The following is a 15,935-nucleotide window of genomic DNA, read 5'->3' as shown; positions in this document are numbered from 1 at the left end:
TACGACCGGACTAGGAAAGGTCCCGCCCCGATGACACCCCCCGCCGACGACCGCACCTCTGCCGAGACCCCGGGCAGCACGGCCCGGCTCCTCGTGGTCGACGACGAGCCCGCGCTGCGGGACGCCCTGGAGAGCAGCCTCGCCTTCGAGGGCTACGAGGTCACCACCGCCACCGACGGCTTCGAGGCGCTGGACGCCGTCGAACGCGACCACCCCGACCTGGTCCTGCTCGACATCATGATGCCCCGGATGGACGGCCTCACCGCCGTCCGCCGGATGCGGGCCCGGGGCGACACCGCCCCGGTCCTGATGCTCACCGCCCGGGACGCGGTCGGCGACCGGGTCACCGGTCTCGACGTCGGTGCCGACGACTACCTGGCCAAGCCGTTCGAACTCGACGAACTGCTGGCCCGGGTCCGGGCGTTGCTCCGCCGCAGCGCCCTCGCCTCCGAGGCCGCCGCCCGCGCGGCGGTCGAGGCCGAGGACACCGAGGTGATCGCCTTCGCCGACCTGCGGATGAACACCGCGACCCGCGAGGTCACCCGGGAGGGCAAGCCGATCGAGCTGACCCGGACCGAGTTCATGCTGCTGGAGATGTTCCTCTCGCACCCGCGCCAGGTGCTGACCCGGGAACAGATCCTCAAGGCGGTCTGGGGCTTCGACTTCGAGCCCTCCTCCAACTCGCTGGACGTCTACGTGATGTACCTGCGCCGCAAGACCGAACAGGGCGGCCTCCCCCGGCTGATCCAGACCGTCCGCGGCGTCGGCTACGCCCTCCGGTCCGCCACCGGCCCAGCGGCGTGAAGAGACTCACCGGCTGGTTCCGCAGCCGCTCCCTCCGGAGCCGGCTCGCCATGCTCACCGCCGCCGCGGTGGCGGTCGCCATCGCGCTGTCGGCGCTGGCCTGCTGGTTCATCGTCAGGGGACAGCTGTACGAGCAGGTACGGAGCAACCTCAGGGGCGCACCGAACTCACCGACCGCCGGTACTCGGCCCGGGGCCACCTACTGGCCCTGTGGCGCCACCCCGGACTCGGCGCTGGCCAATGCCACCGCCGCGGTCGGCAAGCTGCCGGCCGGGCAGCCGCTCGGCCCCCGCTGGCCGCTCCAGGCCATCAGCCCCGACCAGCAGATCTGCCTGCAGATCGGCTCCAACCACGCGATCAAGGTCACTTCGGTCGACCTGGCACTGCTGAACTCCACCACCGCCCCCGGGACGTACGTCTTCCACGAGAGCACGTACACCAACGGGGAGTCGGTCATGGTGCGCGCCTCAACCTTCCCCTACGAGGGGCAGACCTACGTCATGCTGGCCGCCGAGCCGCTCGCCTCGGTGGAGAAGTCGCTCCAGCAGCTCGCCTTCATCCTGCTCGCCGTCGCCGCCCTCGGCGTGGTCGGGGCCGGGGTGACCGGCCGGCTGGTCGCGCGGTCCGCGCTGAAGCCGGTGGACCAACTCACGGGCGTGGTCGAGCACATCGCCCGCACCGAGGAGGTCGGCTCCACCATCCCGGTGCACGGGGACGACGAGATCGCCCGGCTGTCCTCCTCCTTCAACTCGATGTCCACCGCGCTGGCCAACTCCCGTGACCGGCAGACCCGGTTGATCGCCGACGCCGGGCACGAGCTCCGCACCCCGCTGACCTCCCTCCGCACCAACGTCGACCTGCTGATCCGCTCCAACGACACCGGCCGCCCGCTGCCCGAGGCGACCCGCACCAAGCTGCTCGGCAACATGAAGGCGCAGATGCAGGAACTCACCCTGCTGATCGGCGACCTGCTCCAGCTGTCCCGCCCGGACTCCCCCAGGCCCGGTCAGAACCCCACCGTGGTGGCCCTGCACGAGATCGCCGACCGGGCCGTCGAACGGGCCCGACTGCGCGGCCCCGGACTGCACTTCGAGCTCGCGATCCAGCCCTGGTACGTGCACGGCGACGCCGCCGCACTGGAGCGCGCGGTGATCAACCTGCTGGACAACGCGGTCAAGTACTCCCCGCCGGCAGGCACCGTCGAAGTCTCCCTGCTCCAGGGCAGGTTGACCGTCCGCGACCACGGCCCCGGCATCCCGCAGGACGAACTCCAGTACGTCTTCGACCGGTTCTGGCGCTCCCCGTCCTCCCGTCAGCTCCCCGGTTCCGGCCTCGGGCTGTCGATCGTGGCGCAGGCCGTCCGCGACTCCGGCGGCGAGGTCGCCCTCGGCGCACCCCCGGACGGCCCCGGCACCCTGGCCACCGTCCGCCTCCCCGGCCAGACCGACCGGCCGTAGGCGGCAGGCGGACCGCACGCGAGAGGGGCACCCCCGCAGGGGTGCCCCTCTCACTTCAGGTGTGCGGTGGACGTCAGTTGACGTCCTCGCCGACGCCGATGACCTTGATCCGGTCCTGCGCCGGGACCGCCAGCGGGGCGGTGGCGGAGGAGTTGGCGCCGAGGTAGGCCGCGAACAGGTCGAGGTCGGAGACGCCGACCAGCTTGTCGGTGCCCGCCGCGAAGGTCGGGAAGCCGTCGCCGCCGCCGGCCAGGAACTCGTTGGCCGCGACCCGGTAGTTGGCGGTCGGGTTGATCGGGGCGCCGTTCAGCTTGACCGAGTCGGCCGGCACCCGGTCGGCGCCGGTCTTGTTCAGGTCCAGGGTGTAGGTCAGGCCCTTGGAGTTCTGCAGGATCTTCGGAGCGGCCGTGTTGAGGCCGCTGACCTGCTCCTTGAGCAGCTGCACGACCTGGGCACCCGTCAGGGTCTTGACCTGCATCATGTTGGTGAACGGCTGGACGGTGAACGCCTCGCCGTAGGTCACCACGCCGTCGCCCTCGGCGCCGCTGGCCTTGTAGACCAGGTCGGAGCGGATGCCGCCGGGGTTCATGAAGGCGATCTGCGCGCCGCCCTTGTCGGCGGGCGCGAGCCCGGCCAGCTGGGCGTCGGCGATCACGTCACCGAGCGGCTTCTCGTACGCGCTGGAGCCACGGCCGTTGATGTCCGCGCCGATCCAGCCGAGCGAGCGGTTGGCGATCGGAGCCGCCAGCTTGCTGTAGCGGCTGATCAGCGAGGTGATGTCGGCGGCCTTCTCGGTGGTGCGGCGCACCACGTGGTTGGCGGCGGTCACCGAGGGGCGGACGATCGCGCCGGAGCGCTTGTCCAGCTTGAGGTTGATCTCGGTGTACAGCCGGCCGAACGAGGCGGCGCTGGTGACCGACCGCAGCTGGCCGTTCGGGTCCGGGATGGCGCAGGCGTACGCGTTGTGGGTGTGCCCGGTGACGATCGCGCCGATCGCCGGGTCGAGGCCCTTGGCGATGTCCACGATCGGGCCCGAGATGCCCTGGCCGGCCGCGCCGCAGTCGTAGTTGTAGGTGCTGGAGGCCGGGTAGCCGCCCTCGTGGATCAGCGCCACGATCGAGTCCACGCCCTGGCGCTTGAGCTCCTTGGCGTACTTGTTGATGGTCTCGATCTCGTCGCCGAACTTGAGACCCTGGATGCCCGCCGCGGTGACGATGTTCGGCGTGCCCTCCAGGGTCGCGCCGATGAAGCCGACCTTGACGCCGTGGACGTTCTTCACCCAGTACGGCTTGAGGATCGGGCGGCCGGTCTTCTCGTTGGTGACGTTTGCGGCCAGGTACTCGAAGTCCGCGCCCTTGAACTTGCGGCCCTTCTCGTAGCAGCCGTCGGTCGGGTGGCAGCCGCCGTTCTGCAGCCGGAGCAGTTCCTTGGAGCCCTCGTCGAACTCGTGGTTGCCGACGCTGGTGACGTCCAGGCCGACCTTGTTGAGCGCCTCGACGGTGGGCTCGTCGTGGAACAGGCCGGAGAGCAGCGGGCTGGCGCCGACCAGGTCGCCGGCCGCCACGGTGACCGTGTTGCGGTGGCCCTCGCGGGCCTGGCGCAGTGCGGTGGCCAGGTACTCCATGCCACCGGCGGGGGTGTCCACCACCTTGCCGGTCGCCGGGTCGATCTCCTTGATGTTCCCGGAGGAGCCGGCCGGCGGCTCCAGGTTCCCGTGCAGGTCGTTGATGGCGAGGATCTGGAGGTCCTCGGTCTTGGGCTGGTGCCAGTTCCAGTCCCAGCCGTGCGCCTGGGCGGCGCTCGGCACCAGCAACGTCCCGAACAGGCCGACGACGGCGGCCGCGGCGTACGCGGGCCGACGGAAGCGGCCGAGCTGACCGACATTGGGCATGAGGTTTCCCCTGCACCGTTTGGGGCTCCGCCGTGGGGTGGAGCCGAGGGTGGTGTGACCCGATGCAGCCTAGAGTCAACGCGCGTAGCTGTCAGGACCCCGGAGGTAACGAGAGCGTTTCCTGCAGACGAATCCGACCGGACCGCCGGGGACTGACGGCCCCTCACCGCCGGGGCTCGGCCTCCAGGTGCCGCTCGGCCCGGTCCCGCTCCGCCACCGCGTCCTCGGTCATCGCGCGGTCGGTGTACACCAGCGGCCGCTCGGCCTCGGTGATGATGTGCTTGACCACCTGGACGTTGCCGTTCACGTCCCAGACCGCGATGCCCGGGGACAGCGTCGGGATGATCTCCACCGCCCAGCGGGGCAGGCCGAGCACCCGGCCGGTGGCTCTCGCCTCGTCGGCCTTCTGCATGTAGATGGTCCGGGTGGAGGCCATCTTGAGGATCGCCGAGGCCTCCTTGGCCGCCGCCCCGTCCACCACGTCGGAGAGGTGGTGGACCACCGCGACGAAGGACAGCCCGAGCCGCCGACCGAACTTCAGCAGCCGCTGGAACAGCTGGGCCACGAACGGGCTGTTGATGATGTGCCAGGCCTCCTCGACCAGGAAGATCCGCTTCTTCCGGTCCGGACGGATCCAGGTGTGCTCCAGCCAGACCCCGACGATCGCCATCAGGATCGGCATCGCGATCGAGTTCCGGTCGATGTGCGAGAGGTCGAAGACGATCAGCGGCGCGTCCAGGTCGATGCCGTCGGTGGTGGAGCCGTCGAACATGCCGCGCAGGTCGCCGTCGACCAGCCGGTCCAGCACCAGCGCGACGTCCAGGCCCCAGGACTGCACGTCCCGGACCTCGACCCCGAGCGAGTCGGTGGAGCCCAGCTCGGGGCTGCGCAGGGTGGTGATGATGTCGTCCAGCACCGGCTGACGGTCCGTCACGGTGGCCAGCACATGGGCGTGCGCGGCCTTCAGCGCGAAGCCCGCCCGCTCCTCCAGGCCGCGCCCCATCGCCACCTCGATGATGGTGCGCAGCAGCGACAGCTGGCCGGTGGTGGTGATCGCCGGGTCGAGCGGGTTGAGCTTGACGCCGCCGTCCCGGGCGGCCATCGGGTCCAGCCGGATGGACTTTATCCCCAGCGCGTTGGCGATCAGGTTCCACTCGCCGACGCCGTCCTCGCCCTGCGCGTCCAGCACCACCACCTGGCGGTCCTTGAACCGCAGCTGGCGCAGCACGTAGGTCTTCTCCAGCGCCGACTTGCCGTTGCCGGACTCGCCGAGCACCAGCCAGTGCGGGGCGGGCAGTTGCTGCCCGTACAGCTGGAACGGGTCGTAGACGTAACCCTTGCCGCTGTACACCTCGCGGCCGATGATCACCCCGGAGTCGCCCAGCCCCGGGGCGGCGGTGGGCAGGTACACCGCCTGGGCCTGGCCGGTGGAGGTGCGCACGGGCAGCCGGGCGGTCTCCACCTTGCCGAACATCAGGCTGGTGAAAGCGTCGGTCAGGCTTCCGATGGCCATCAGTGGTCCTCCCGGGAAGGGTCAGCGGCGGATGCCCGTGGCGAACGGGAGGGTGTTGACGAAGGCCCGGTGGTGCTCGCGGTCGCACCACTCCAGCTTGAGGTAGCTCTTGCCCGCCGAGGCGCGGATGGTGCGCTTGTCGCGCGCCAGCGCCTCCGGGCTGCGCGAGGAGACCGTGATGTACCCGACCAGGTTCACCCCGGCCGCGCCGGAGGCCAGGTCGTCGCCGCGCTGGTCCACCCGGCCGGTGTGCGCCAGGTCGCGCGGGTCCACCGTGCGGTTCATCTTGGCGGCCCGGCTGGCCTCCGCCTCGTCGTTGGTCTTCTCGGTCAGCATCCGCTCGATCGCGACGTCGGTCGGCTCGAGGTCCATCGTGACCGCGACGGTGCGGATCACGTCCGGGGTGTGCACCAGCAGCGGGGCCAGGAAGTTCACCCCGACCGGGGTGAGCGGCCACTCCTTGATCCAGGCGGTGGCGTGGCACCAGGGCTCCCTGGTGGCCGACTCCCGGGTCTTGGCCTGCAGGAACTGCTGGTGGGTGGCGTCCAGTTCGGCCGGCCAGGCGTTCCGCTGGCTCATCGCCTGGATGTGGTCGATCGGGTGGTCCGGGTCGTACATCGAGTGCAGCAGCGAGGACAGCCGGGCGTGGCCGAGCGGCTGCCTGACCCGGATGTCGGCCTCGGCCAGCCGGGCGCAGATGTCGGTCAGCTCACGGGCCATCACGGCCGCCAGTCCCTCGTCGTCCCTGGCCCGCCGGGCCCCCGAGGTACGGCCCATCGCGTGCGCCTCGGCCGCCAGGTCTCGGGTGTAGTGCATGCAGGCCACCAGGTAGGCCCGGTGCTGCTCGGAGGAGGTGGAGACCATCGACTGGAGCTGGTCGTAGCTGTCCTGCAGCCAGCCCGGCGAGGACGGGTTGCCCCGCCGCTCCACGTCCTTGGCGTGCGCGTCCGGGTCGGCCGGCAGCGTCCGGGCCAGGATCTGCAGCCGGGTCACGAAGCCGTCCCCGTTGGCGACGTGCTTGAGCAGCGTGCCGAACCGGTCGACCAGCGTCTCCTGGTCCTCCGAGTCGCGCAGCCCGACGCCCGGGCCCTCGATCTCGATCGCGGCTGTCACGGTACGGCGCTCCAGGTGCATCAGCACCCCGACCTCGTCCGGACCGAACGGCGCGGACAGCCAGCGCAGCCGTCCGACGCCGGGCGGCGGGCCGATCTCGATCTCCCGGCCGTCCAGCCGGGTGCCGGCGTCCACCACGTCGGACCGCCACAGGCCCCGGCCGCTGCGCGCGGTGCGGCGGTAGGTGCGGTTGATCTCCACCCACTTGTAGAACGTCCGCCGCCGGTAGGGCACGTAGACGGCCATCACGGCGAGCAGCGGCAGGCCGATCAGACCGGCGATCCGCAACGGCAGGACCGGCATCGCCAGGCCCCACACCATGCCGAGGAAGGCGCCGAAGATGATCAGCACGATCTCCCCGGACTCCCGGTTGCGCCCGATCGGCGCGTTCGGGCGGGACTTGCCGATCAGATAGGTCCGACGCTGGTGCACGTACGGCTGGGCGTAGGAACCACCGCCGTACTGTTCGCTGCTCACTGGCCGGTCACGCTCCCTTCACTGGGTTGGTGGTCGGGGCGGGGGCCTGGGCCGGCGGGGCCGGGGTGCGGGAGCCGTGCGCGGCGATACCGGGGGCGACGGAGCCGCCGCCCGCTCCGGTGGAGGCGTTGGCGGCCTGCGGGCCGCCGCGCGAACCGTGCGTGGAGATGCCCTGCTTGACCAGGTTGGCCGGGCCGTTGATCATCGCCGAGCCGGCCGAGACGGCGCTCGCCCGGGCGTTCCGCAGCTGCATCATCTCGTCGCCGAAGCCGGGGACGAAGCGGTAGACGGCGGCGCTCGCGAAGATCGACAGGAACAGGATGGCCAGGCCGGACAGCACCTTGGAGAAGTCGTCGGTGACCCCGGCACCGGTGGCCACCGCGCCGGCCAGACCGAGGATGATCACGATGATCGGCTTGGCCAGGTCGACCGCGAGCATCACCCCGGCCCAGCGCCGGACGTGCTTCCAGAGCTGCTTGTCCACCAGCCCGGCGTACACGGCGGTGCCGAGCAGCGCGCCGACGTAGAGCATCGCGGCCCGGATCAGCAGCTCGATCCAGAGCACCGCGGCGGCCAGCACCGCGACCAGCGAGATGATGATCAGGATCAGCGGCCCGCCGCCGATCGACCCCTTCTCCAGGGTGTCCGCGAAGCCGCCCAGGTAGGTGCCGGTGTCGGACTTGGTGCCGGCCGAGATCGCGTCGGTCAGGCCGTCGGTGGCGGAGACCAGGGTGTAGAGGATCAGCGGGGTGAAGGCGGAGGCGATGACGGTCAGCCAGAGGAAGCCGATCGCCTCCGAGATGGCCCCGGCCAGCGAGGCGCCGCGGACCGCGCGCTTGGTCACCGCGAGCAGCCAGAGCACCAGGGTGATCACCGTGGAGGCCGCGAACACCACCGCGTACTGCTGGAGGAAGGCGGCGTTGGTGAAGTCCACCTGGGTGGTGCCGTCGATCGCGCCGGACAGCGCCCGCACCACGTAGGCGGCGGCCTGCGCGCAGCCCTTGGCCAGCGAGCCGAGCGGGTCGGTGATCCCGCCGCCGATGGTGCCGCCACCACCGCTGGGGACCACCACCGCACCTGAGGGCGCGTCACAGACGCTGGGGCCGCCCGGCAGCGGCAGGTTGCACCGGGGGGTGGGCGAGGGCACCACCGGATCGGCCCACGCCTGCTGGGCGGCCAGCAGCACCAGGACCGGGAGCGAACCGAGCAGCGTGGCCGCCCGGCGGAGTCGGTGACCGTCAACGGGCATAGCGGAAGCCTCCGAAGTCCTGGACGGCGCCGGTGATCTCCTCGGCGGTGGCGGCCTGCTGGTCGCCGGGCAGCGGGGCCGGACCGGACCGCTGGGCGAAGTCGGTCAACTTCCAGTCGGCTCCCGTCCAGCGCATCGTGACGGTGAGGGTGAACCAGTTCTCGGTGACCGGGCGCACCGAGGAGGCCCCGGCCAGCCCCAGCAGGCCGGTGCACCAGACCTCGACCACGGTGGCGGTGTCCGCGGAGTTGGTGGACCTGGTGCCGACCGGGATCGTCCGGCTGACGAAGGTCGTCCCCTTCGGCGCCTTCCCCTTGTCGTCCAGGCCGAGCCGGGCCAGCGTCTCCTTGCTGAACGCGGCGTCCAGCCGGGCGGTCAGCGCGGCCTGGCTGGAGGCGTCCGCGATGGTGGCCAGCACGGTGCGCCGCCCCTCCGCCCGGAGCATCTCCACCGAGCCCAGCGCGACCGCGTAGTTGGCGGCGGCGGACTGGGCGCCCTGGCCGGTGTGCGGGTACCCGACGCCGATGCCGTTCGAGGCGGTGGCGACCGGGAGTTGGCCGGTCGGTGCGGTGGCGGAGGCGGGCGGGGCGGTCACCTGGTCGGCCGAGGCGGCGGCGCCCGGGTCCGGCTTGTCCCGGTTCGCGATCGAGATCGCCACCACCAGCAGGGCCACCACCAGCAGCACGGTCAACAGGGTGCGCAGCGGGCGCGGCTGACGGCCCGTCGACTGGTAGACGGACTGCTCGCCGACCGGCAGCCGCGTCCGGGTGTGCGGCTGGTCGTCGGACACCGGCACGGCGACCCTCCTGGTACGGGGAGCCCGGCGGGCGCCCAATCGTGGACTGACTGTGCTGCGCGAACGGGTTGGGATGCGCGACAGCCCGGCGGCGACGGCCGCCTGGCCGCACCACCGGGGTTAGGACTGTCCGATCGTCAGATGGCCATGCCGTACACAATGGTGAACAGAGTGCCGAGCGATCCGATGATGAACACGCCGGTCAGCCCCGCGACGATCAGCCCCTTGCCCTGTTCGGCCCCGAAGGTGTCCCGCATCGCGGTCGCGCCGATCCGCTGCTTGGCGGCACCCCAGATCGCGATGCCCAGGCAGGAGAGGATGGCGACCGCCATCACCACCTGGACCATCGTCCTGGCCTCGGCGCCGAGACTGGCGAACGGGCCCCAGTCCGGGGCGATGCCGCCGATGATGGTGTCGATGCCCGCCTTCTTGGGGGGGTCCTCGGCCAGGAAGCCGATCCGGTCGCTCAGCAGGTTGCTCTGGTTCATTCCATCTCACCGCCCGATCAGGCAAATTCAAGGCCCCGGACCAGGGTTGCGCGAAGGGCCGGTACCCATTCTTGGCCAGATCTGATGCCGACTTGGCTGCTTCTCGCGGATTGGTCGCAGGGGATGGGACACGTACGCCAGGATGTCCACCGTACGAATGATACCGCTCACTCTTTGTATCTGCGATGATTGCGCTGAGCAATGCCTTCTCGGACACAGGAAACTGACGCCTCGTCGGGACGGTGCTGATGCTACTCGGGAAGGCCAAGGCCGCCACAGGCGCCGTCGGCGTGCTCGCCGTCGGTTTCGTCGCCGTGATCGTGCTCGGTACGTACGCCGCCAGCGGGGCCCCGGCCGCCGCCGGAAACCAACTCGCCCTCTCCAGCCGTTCGGTGCCGGCCGCCTACCAGGCGCCGATCGAACAGTGGGGCGCGCTCTGCCCGGAGCTGTCGCCCCCGCTGCTGGCCGCCCAGCTCTACCAGGAGAGCGGCTTCAAGCCGACCGCCAAGAGCCCCGTCGGCGCCCAGGGGATGGCCCAGTTCATGCCGGACACCTGGGCCGGCTACGGCCGGGACGGCAGCGGCGACGGCAAGGCCGACCCGTGGGACCCGCTGGACGCGATCGCCTCCGCCGCCACCTTCGACTGCGCGCTCGCCAGGTTCGTCGCCAAGGTCCCCGGCGACCTGCAGTCGAACATGCTGGCCGCCTACAACGCCGGCCCCGACGCGGTCACCAGGTACCAGGGCATCCCGCCGTACAAGGAGACCCAGGGCTACGTACGGAGCATCAAGTCCCTGGCCCAGAGCTTCACCGCGCCCGTCGCGGGCAGCTCGCTCGCCCTGTCCGCCCAGTCCGCCGGGGCGATCTACTACGCCCAGCGCACCCTCGGCACCCCGTACCTCTGGGGCGGCAACGGATGGGCCTCGCAGGACGGCCGGTTCGACTGCTCCGGGCTGACCCAGGCCGCGTACGCCAGCGTCGGCATCGAGCTCCCCCGGGTCGCCAACGACCAGTGGAACTCCGGACCGCACCCCAGCCGGGACCAACTCCGTCCGGGCGACCTGGTCTTCTTCGCCACCGACCAGAGCGACCCGCGCTCGATCGACCACGTCGGCATCTACGTCGGCGGCGGGTCCATGATCAACGCTCCGCACACCGGCGCGGTGATCCGCTACGACAGCATCGACCGGGCCAAGTACTTCGGCGCCACCCGGGTCACCCCCGACGGCGCGGTCGCCCTGCCGACCAGGAACGCCGACGGCGACATCGCGAGCGGCGGCCAGGGCACCGGGCGGGAGTGACCGCACCGACCAGAGGTGTGTGACCGTGCGGTGGACGGTCAGTCAATTTTTCATAACACCGCGTCGAGACGGAACCCGATACCCCGGTTCCGGCGTTGTGACCGATGGCGAACAATCGGATCCGACGGAGGTGTGGCGTGTCGACGCTGCTCGGCGGCACGACCGGGCCCGACCTGGAGCTGCTGCGTGCGGTGAACGGGCTGGCCGACTCCGCACCCTCCTGGGTCGACGGCACCGTCGCCTGGTTCGGCGAGTACGGCCTGCTGCTCGGCCTGGCCCTGATCGGCGTGGTCGCCTGGCTCCAGGCCCGCCGCCGCCCGGACGCCCCGGTCGCCATCGCCGGCCTGCTCTGGGCCCCGCTGGCGGTCGCCCTCTGCGAGCTCGCCAACCTGCCGATCTCCGCCCTGGTGAACCGGCCCCGCCCGTTCGTCGACCACCCGGACCTGGACGTCCTGGTGGCCGGCAAGGAGGGCACCCTCTCCTTCGTCAGCGACCACTCGGCCATGTCGATGGGCCTCGCGATCGCCCTCTACCTGGTCAACCGACGGCTCGGGCTGGTCGCCGCCGGGCTCGCCCTGCTCCAGGGCTTCGCCCGGCTGTACGTCGGGGTGCACTACCCGACCGACGTGCTCGGCGGCTACGCGCTGGCGGCCGCGGTGGTCCTGCTGCTCGCCCCGCTCGCGATGGCCGTCCTGGTCCCGCTCTGCCACGCCCTCGCCCGGACCGCCCTCCGCCCCCTGCTGGTGGCCCCCCAACCCCGCCGCCGCTCCCGCCGCCACGCCGAACGCGACCTCGCGGCGTAGGCGCTCAGCTTTCTGCAGGGCGCTCGGTTGCACTGTCCAGGGGCTCGGGGCTCTGCTGATGTGCGGCTCCGCCGCGTGGGCGAGGAGATCTGGCGCTCGGGTCACTGCGAAAGTGCCTGACCACCTACGCGACGATCACCTTGCAAGGGTCGGCGTCGCAGTTCCCCGAGCCCCTGACCCTTCCGAAGCACCTGCCTAAAAGTCGGCGTCGCCCACGCGGCGGAGCCGCACATCAGCAGGGCCCCGAGCCCCTGGCTTCTGCAGCATGTGCCTCGGCATCCCTGCGGGAGCGTTCCCGGGAGCGGCGGGCGGGGGCGGACCAGCCGCAGGTGCAGTGGGCGATGGCAAAGGAGCCGCGTTCGTCGATCGTCACGTGATGCTCGCGGGGCACCCTGCCACGGTAACCGCTCCGCCGACCGGCGCGAAATGAACACTGTGCGCCGGTCCGCCCGTAACCCCGGGGCCGTCAACTCGTTTGCCACGCAAGAGCTCTGCCCATCCGGGGTGGCTGCTTGCCGGGCCCAGGCCCGAGGGGGTTGTCGCTGTCGTGAAGAAGTCCGCTCGTACCGCCACCGCCGTGGCGGTGCTCGCCGCCGCTCTGACCGCCTGTGGAAGCGGGTCGGGCCACCCGGCCGGTGGTTCCGCCGACCAGCTGTCGGCCGACCCGCTGACCGCCGTCCGCAGCGCGGCCGACATCACCGGCCGCACCGGCTCCGCCCAGGCGGTCACCGAGCTGACCACCGAGTCGGGTGACAAGAAGGCGGTGTTCACCGGCGCCGGCGGCTACGACTACGTGAAGCGGATCGGCCGCCTGGACATCACCGTCCCGCCGGGCGCCGCGACCACCGGGAAGATCGCCGAGGTGGTCCTGCCCGGCACGGTCTACCTGCAGAACAGCGGCGCCAAGATCCCCGAGGGCAAGTGGGTGAAGCTGGACATCCGCCAGCTCCCGGACGGCAACCTGGTCAGCAGCGGGGCCACCGACCCGGCCAGCGCGGCCGGCGCGCTGCGCGGTGCGCAGCAGGCCGAGCTGGTCGGCACCGAGTCGGTCGGCGGGGTGGAGCTCAAGCACTACAAGGGGGTGCTCGACCTGGCCAAGGCCGCCGAGGCCACCGGCGGGCGGGGCGGGGACGGGCTGCGGATGGCCGCGGGGACGTTCACGGTGAAGGAGATCCCGTACGAGGTCTGGCTGGACGGGCAGGGGCGGCTGCGCAAGGTGGTGCAGACGTTCGGGTTCTCCGGGGTGGCCGGGTCGAAGCAGCCCAAGGACCAGGTGAAGGTGGTCTCGGTGCTCTCGCTGTCCGAGTTCGGGAAGCCGGTGGAGGCCGCGGAGCCGGCGCCGGCCGAGATCTACTCCATGCGGCCCGATCGGCCTGCGGCGTCCACCCCGCCGAAGTAACCGCCCGGATGGTGGCCAGAGATGGCCCGTCCGTGCCATGCGGCCGCGTGCCCCGGCTCCCTACGCTGGAGTCGGGGGCGGCACGCCACCGGTCGGACGGGTCCATGGGGGTGGAACGGGTGATGGCGTCCTCGGGGCCCCGCGGCGGTCACGACCAGACCGCCCTGGACGAGATCGAGCTGACCGGGGAGCTGATGATCGCCGCCTCCGACAGCGAGAGCGAGCGGCTGGCCCCCGAGCGGATCGACGAGGTGCTGCGGTCGGGTGACGAGGCGTCCGGCTGACCGGGCGTCAGACCCGCGCCGGCGTCAGGTCCGCAGCAGGCGGGAGATCGCGGCGGTGGCCTCGGCCACCTTCGCGTCCAGCTCGGCGCCGCCCTGCTCGGCGGCGGCCGCAACGCAGTGCCGCAGGTGCTCCTCCAGCAGCGAGAGCGCGAACGCCTGCAGCGCCTTGGTGTTGGCCGAGACCTGGGTCAGGATGTCGATGCAGTACACGTCCTCGTCGACCATCCGCTGCAGACCGCGCACCTGACCCTCGATCCGGCGCAGCCGCTTCAGGTGCTCGGCCTTCTGCGAGCTGTACCCGTGCGGGCCGTGCCCGGCCTGCTCCTGGTGCCCGGGCTCCTGCTGGAGCTCGGCGTCCTGTGTCCCGACGCTGGTCATCCCGTCCGCCTCAGTCTCGGTGCTCACCTGTCCGTAGGGCTCAAGTGTCCAACACCACGGGGCCCGGGTCTGTTCCTCCGTACGAGCGGCGCGACCGATCTCCGACCGCAACAGGGGGGTAATCGGGCCGCTGTTCCGTCAGACTGATGACTCACGTCCGCACACCGGTGTGCGGCCCCGACCGCACCGCCGCGTGCCGAAGTGCGGAACCGGATGCTCCGGCTCCGTGAACATCACCCCGTTTGCGCACTTCTGACGCCTTGCGCCTAGCATCGTTCAGTCCCTACCCCGCACATCGGAGATTTCCGTGCGTTTTAGCCTGACCCCGAAGGAGACGAGCTTCTACGACATGTTCGCCGCAGCCGCGGAGAACCTGGTCGTGGGATCGAAGCTCCTGCTGGAACTGCTGGGTTCAGACGTGTCGGCCCGCGCGGAGATCGTCGAGCGCATGCGCGCCGCCGAACACGCCGGGGACGACACCACCCACGCGGTCTTCCACCAGCTCAACTCCTCCTTCATCACGCCCTTCGACCGCGAGGACATCTACAGCCTCGCGTCCTCGCTGGACGACATCATGGACTTCATGGAGGAGGCGGTCGACCTGGTCGTCCTCTACGACATCCAGACCCTGCCCAAGGGCGTCGAGCAGCAGATCGAGGTGCTCGCCCGGGCTGCCGAGCTGACCGCCGAGGCGATGCCGAAGCTGCGCACCATGACCAAGCTCACCGAGTACTGGATCGAGATCAACCGGCTGGAGAACCAGGCCGACCAGATCCACCGGAAGCTGCTCGCCCACCTGTTCAGCGGTCAGTACGAGGCGATCGAGGTGCTGAAGCTCAAGCAGGTCGTGGACGTCCTCGAAGAGGCCGCCGACGCGTTCGAGCACGTGGCCAACACGGTGGAGACCATCGCCGTCAAGGAGTCCTGACCAGCGTGGATACGGCAGCACTCATCGCCGTCCTCGGGGTGGCGTTCTTCTTCACGTACACCAACGGCTTCCACGACTCGGCGAACGCCATCGCCACCTCGGTCTCCACCCGGGCCCTCACCCCGCGCGCCGCGCTGGCGATGGCCGCGGTGATGAACCTGGCCGGTGCCTTCCTCGGCACCGGGGTCGCGAAGACCGTCTCCGAGGGCCTGATCGCCACCCCGACGGGCCGTCAGGGGATGGGCATCCTGTTCGCCGCCCTGGTCGGCGCGATCACCTGGAACCTGGTCACCTGGTACTTCGGGCTGCCCTCGTCCTCCTCGCACGCCCTGTTCGGCGGCATGGTGGGCGCGGCGCTGGCCGGCGGCACCAAGGTGATCTGGTCCGGCGTGGTGGACAAGATCATCATTCCGATGTTCCTGTCGCCGGTGATCGGCCTGGTGGCCGGTTTCCTGGTGATGCTGGCGATCCTGTGGATCTTCCGGAAGGCCAACCCGCACCGGGCCAAGCGCAACTTCCGGGTCGCCCAGACCGCCTCGGCCGCCGCGATGGCGCTGGCCCACGGTCTGCAGGACGCCCAGAAGACCATGGGCATCGTGGTGATGGCGCTCACCATCTCCGGTCACCAGAGCGGCAGCGACATCCCGGTCTGGGTGAAGATCTCCTGTGCCACGGCGCTCTCGCTGGGCACCTACGCCGGTGGCTGGCGGATCATGCGGACCCTCGGCCGCAAGATCATCGAGCTGGACCCGCCGCAGGGCTTCGCGGCCGAGACCACCGCCGCGACGATCATGTACATCACGTCGTTCGTCTTCAAGGCGCCGATCTCCACCACCCACGTGATCACCTCGGCGATCATGGGCGTGGGGGCCACCAAGCGGATCCGCGCGGTCCGTTGGGGCGTGGCCAAGAACATCGTGCTGGGCTGGTTCATCACCATGCCGGCCGCCGCCCTGGTCGCCGCGCTGATCTACTGGGCCGTCTACCTGGTCTTCTAGCGCGACCCGCCGGTCACGGCACGACGAAGGCCCGCCCCCACATCACGGGGGCGGGC

15 protein-coding genes are annotated in these 15,935 nt (G+C 71.0%); 8 read left to right on the top strand and 7 right to left on the bottom strand.

What is annotated here, in order from left to right; translation table 11 throughout:
• Nucleotides 1-30 precede the first annotated feature (30 nt).
• Together OHV05_RS19280 and OHV05_RS19275 are read left to right on the top strand one after the other, a co-directional pair.
• Nucleotides 31-804, top strand: coding sequence for a response regulator transcription factor (locus OHV05_RS19280; RefSeq protein ID WP_403036954.1), 774 nt, complete (start codon nucleotides 31-33; stop codon nucleotides 802-804).
• Nucleotides 801-2,261: a sensor histidine kinase gene (locus OHV05_RS19275; protein ID WP_405018785.1), complete on the top strand. Its 1,461-nt coding sequence runs from the start codon at nucleotides 801-803 to the stop codon at nucleotides 2,259-2,261. Before OHV05_RS19280 ends, OHV05_RS19275 begins: the two co-directional genes overlap by 4 nt.
• 73 nt (nucleotides 2,262-2,334) lie before the next feature.
• Here the strand turns inward: OHV05_RS19275 and OHV05_RS19270 are convergent, their stop codons facing one another.
• The 6 genes from OHV05_RS19270 to OHV05_RS19245 form a co-directional block, all read right to left on the bottom strand.
• On the bottom strand, nucleotides 2,335-4,152 hold the full coding sequence (locus tag OHV05_RS19270; RefSeq protein WP_403036948.1) for a bifunctional metallophosphatase/5'-nucleotidase: 1,818 nt from the start codon (nucleotides 4,150-4,152) through the stop codon (nucleotides 2,335-2,337).
• Nucleotides 4,153-4,315: 163 nt separating this feature from the next.
• Nucleotides 4,316-5,665 carry an ATP-binding protein gene (locus OHV05_RS19265; RefSeq protein ID WP_403036945.1) on the bottom strand — a complete coding sequence of 450 codons (1,350 nt, stop codon included), beginning with the start codon at nucleotides 5,663-5,665 and terminating at the stop codon, nucleotides 4,316-4,318.
• A gap of 21 nt (nucleotides 5,666-5,686) precedes the next feature.
• Nucleotides 5,687-7,255: an SCO6880 family protein gene (locus OHV05_RS19260; RefSeq protein ID WP_403036943.1), complete on the bottom strand. Its 1,569-nt coding sequence runs from the start codon at nucleotides 7,253-7,255 to the stop codon at nucleotides 5,687-5,689.
• 7 nt (nucleotides 7,256-7,262) lie between these two features.
• Nucleotides 7,263-8,504: a hypothetical protein gene (locus tag OHV05_RS19255; protein WP_405018784.1), complete on the bottom strand. Its 1,242-nt coding sequence runs from the start codon at nucleotides 8,502-8,504 to the stop codon at nucleotides 7,263-7,265.
• Complete coding sequence (locus tag OHV05_RS19250; protein ID WP_405018783.1) at nucleotides 8,494-9,300, bottom strand: hypothetical protein; 807 nt, start codon at nucleotides 9,298-9,300, stop codon at nucleotides 8,494-8,496. The genes OHV05_RS19255 and OHV05_RS19250 overlap by 11 nt, the downstream gene beginning before the upstream one ends.
• A gap of 137 nt (nucleotides 9,301-9,437) precedes the next feature.
• Nucleotides 9,438-9,788, bottom strand: coding sequence for a hypothetical protein (locus OHV05_RS19245; protein ID WP_403036934.1), 351 nt, complete (start codon nucleotides 9,786-9,788; stop codon nucleotides 9,438-9,440).
• Nucleotides 9,789-10,036: 248 nt separating this feature from the next.
• On the opposite strand from OHV05_RS19245, the gene OHV05_RS19240 reads away from it, so the two are divergent.
• From OHV05_RS19240 to OHV05_RS19225, 4 genes are all read left to right on the top strand, one after another.
• Complete coding sequence (locus OHV05_RS19240) at nucleotides 10,037-11,089, top strand: NlpC/P60 family protein (protein ID WP_405018782.1); 1,053 nt, start codon at nucleotides 10,037-10,039, stop codon at nucleotides 11,087-11,089.
• A 137-nt stretch (nucleotides 11,090-11,226) separates the two neighbouring features.
• Nucleotides 11,227-11,892: a phosphatase PAP2 family protein gene (locus OHV05_RS19235; protein ID WP_405018781.1), complete on the top strand. Its 666-nt coding sequence runs from the start codon at nucleotides 11,227-11,229 to the stop codon at nucleotides 11,890-11,892.
• A gap of 547 nt (nucleotides 11,893-12,439) precedes the next feature.
• The gene (locus OHV05_RS19230) at nucleotides 12,440-13,291 is read left to right on the top strand and encodes a hypothetical protein (protein WP_405018780.1); all 852 of its coding nucleotides are present in this window, start codon (nucleotides 12,440-12,442) and stop codon (nucleotides 13,289-13,291) included.
• Nucleotides 13,292-13,395: 104 nt separating this feature from the next.
• Nucleotides 13,396-13,575 carry a hypothetical protein gene (locus OHV05_RS19225; RefSeq protein ID WP_405018779.1) on the top strand — a complete coding sequence of 60 codons (180 nt, stop codon included), beginning with the start codon at nucleotides 13,396-13,398 and terminating at the stop codon, nucleotides 13,573-13,575.
• Between the two features lie 24 nt (nucleotides 13,576-13,599).
• Here OHV05_RS19225 and OHV05_RS19220 read toward each other — a convergent pair whose 3' ends face one another.
• Nucleotides 13,600-13,953 carry a metal-sensitive transcriptional regulator gene (locus OHV05_RS19220; protein WP_403037414.1) on the bottom strand — a complete coding sequence of 118 codons (354 nt, stop codon included), beginning with the start codon at nucleotides 13,951-13,953 and terminating at the stop codon, nucleotides 13,600-13,602.
• A 307-nt stretch (nucleotides 13,954-14,260) separates the two neighbouring features.
• Here OHV05_RS19220 and OHV05_RS19215 point away from each other — a divergent pair, with 307 nt between their 5' ends.
• Nucleotides 14,261-14,881 carry a DUF47 domain-containing protein gene (locus OHV05_RS19215; protein WP_057227898.1) on the top strand — a complete coding sequence of 207 codons (621 nt, stop codon included), beginning with the start codon at nucleotides 14,261-14,263 and terminating at the stop codon, nucleotides 14,879-14,881.
• A gap of 5 nt (nucleotides 14,882-14,886) precedes the next feature.
• A complete protein-coding gene (locus tag OHV05_RS19210; protein WP_403036919.1) occupies nucleotides 14,887-15,879 on the top strand; it encodes an anion permease in 993 nt (330 codons plus the stop codon).
• Nucleotides 15,880-15,935 lie beyond the last annotated feature (56 nt).

It is taken from the genome of Kitasatospora sp. NBC_00070 (assembly GCF_045041205.1).
In the GTDB taxonomy this organism is placed as follows: Bacteria; Actinomycetota; Actinomycetes; order Streptomycetales; family Streptomycetaceae; genus Kitasatospora.
Note: the sequence above shows the minus strand (reverse complement) of the source record. Positions and strands in the feature narration are given on the sequence as shown.

Coding starts and splice junctions, on each gene's coding strand:
- OHV05_RS19280 (WP_403036954.1), top strand. CDS start 31: ATGACACCCCCCGCCGACGACCGCACCTCTGCCGAGACCCCGGGCAGC.
- OHV05_RS19270 (WP_403036948.1), bottom strand. CDS start 4,152: ATGCCCAATGTCGGTCAGCTCGGCCGCTTCCGTCGGCCCGCGTACGCC.
- OHV05_RS19265 (WP_403036945.1), bottom strand. CDS start 5,665: ATGGCCATCGGAAGCCTGACCGACGCTTTCACCAGCCTGATGTTCGGC.
- OHV05_RS19255 (WP_405018784.1), bottom strand. CDS start 8,504: ATGCCCGTTGACGGTCACCGACTCCGCCGGGCGGCCACGCTGCTCGGT.
- OHV05_RS19245 (WP_403036934.1), bottom strand. CDS start 9,788: ATGAACCAGAGCAACCTGCTGAGCGACCGGATCGGCTTCCTGGCCGAG.
- OHV05_RS19240 (WP_405018782.1), top strand. CDS start 10,037: ATGCTACTCGGGAAGGCCAAGGCCGCCACAGGCGCCGTCGGCGTGCTC.
- OHV05_RS19225 (WP_405018779.1), top strand. CDS start 13,396: ATGGGGGTGGAACGGGTGATGGCGTCCTCGGGGCCCCGCGGCGGTCAC.
- OHV05_RS19220 (WP_403037414.1), bottom strand. CDS start 13,953: ATGACCAGCGTCGGGACACAGGACGCCGAGCTCCAGCAGGAGCCCGGG.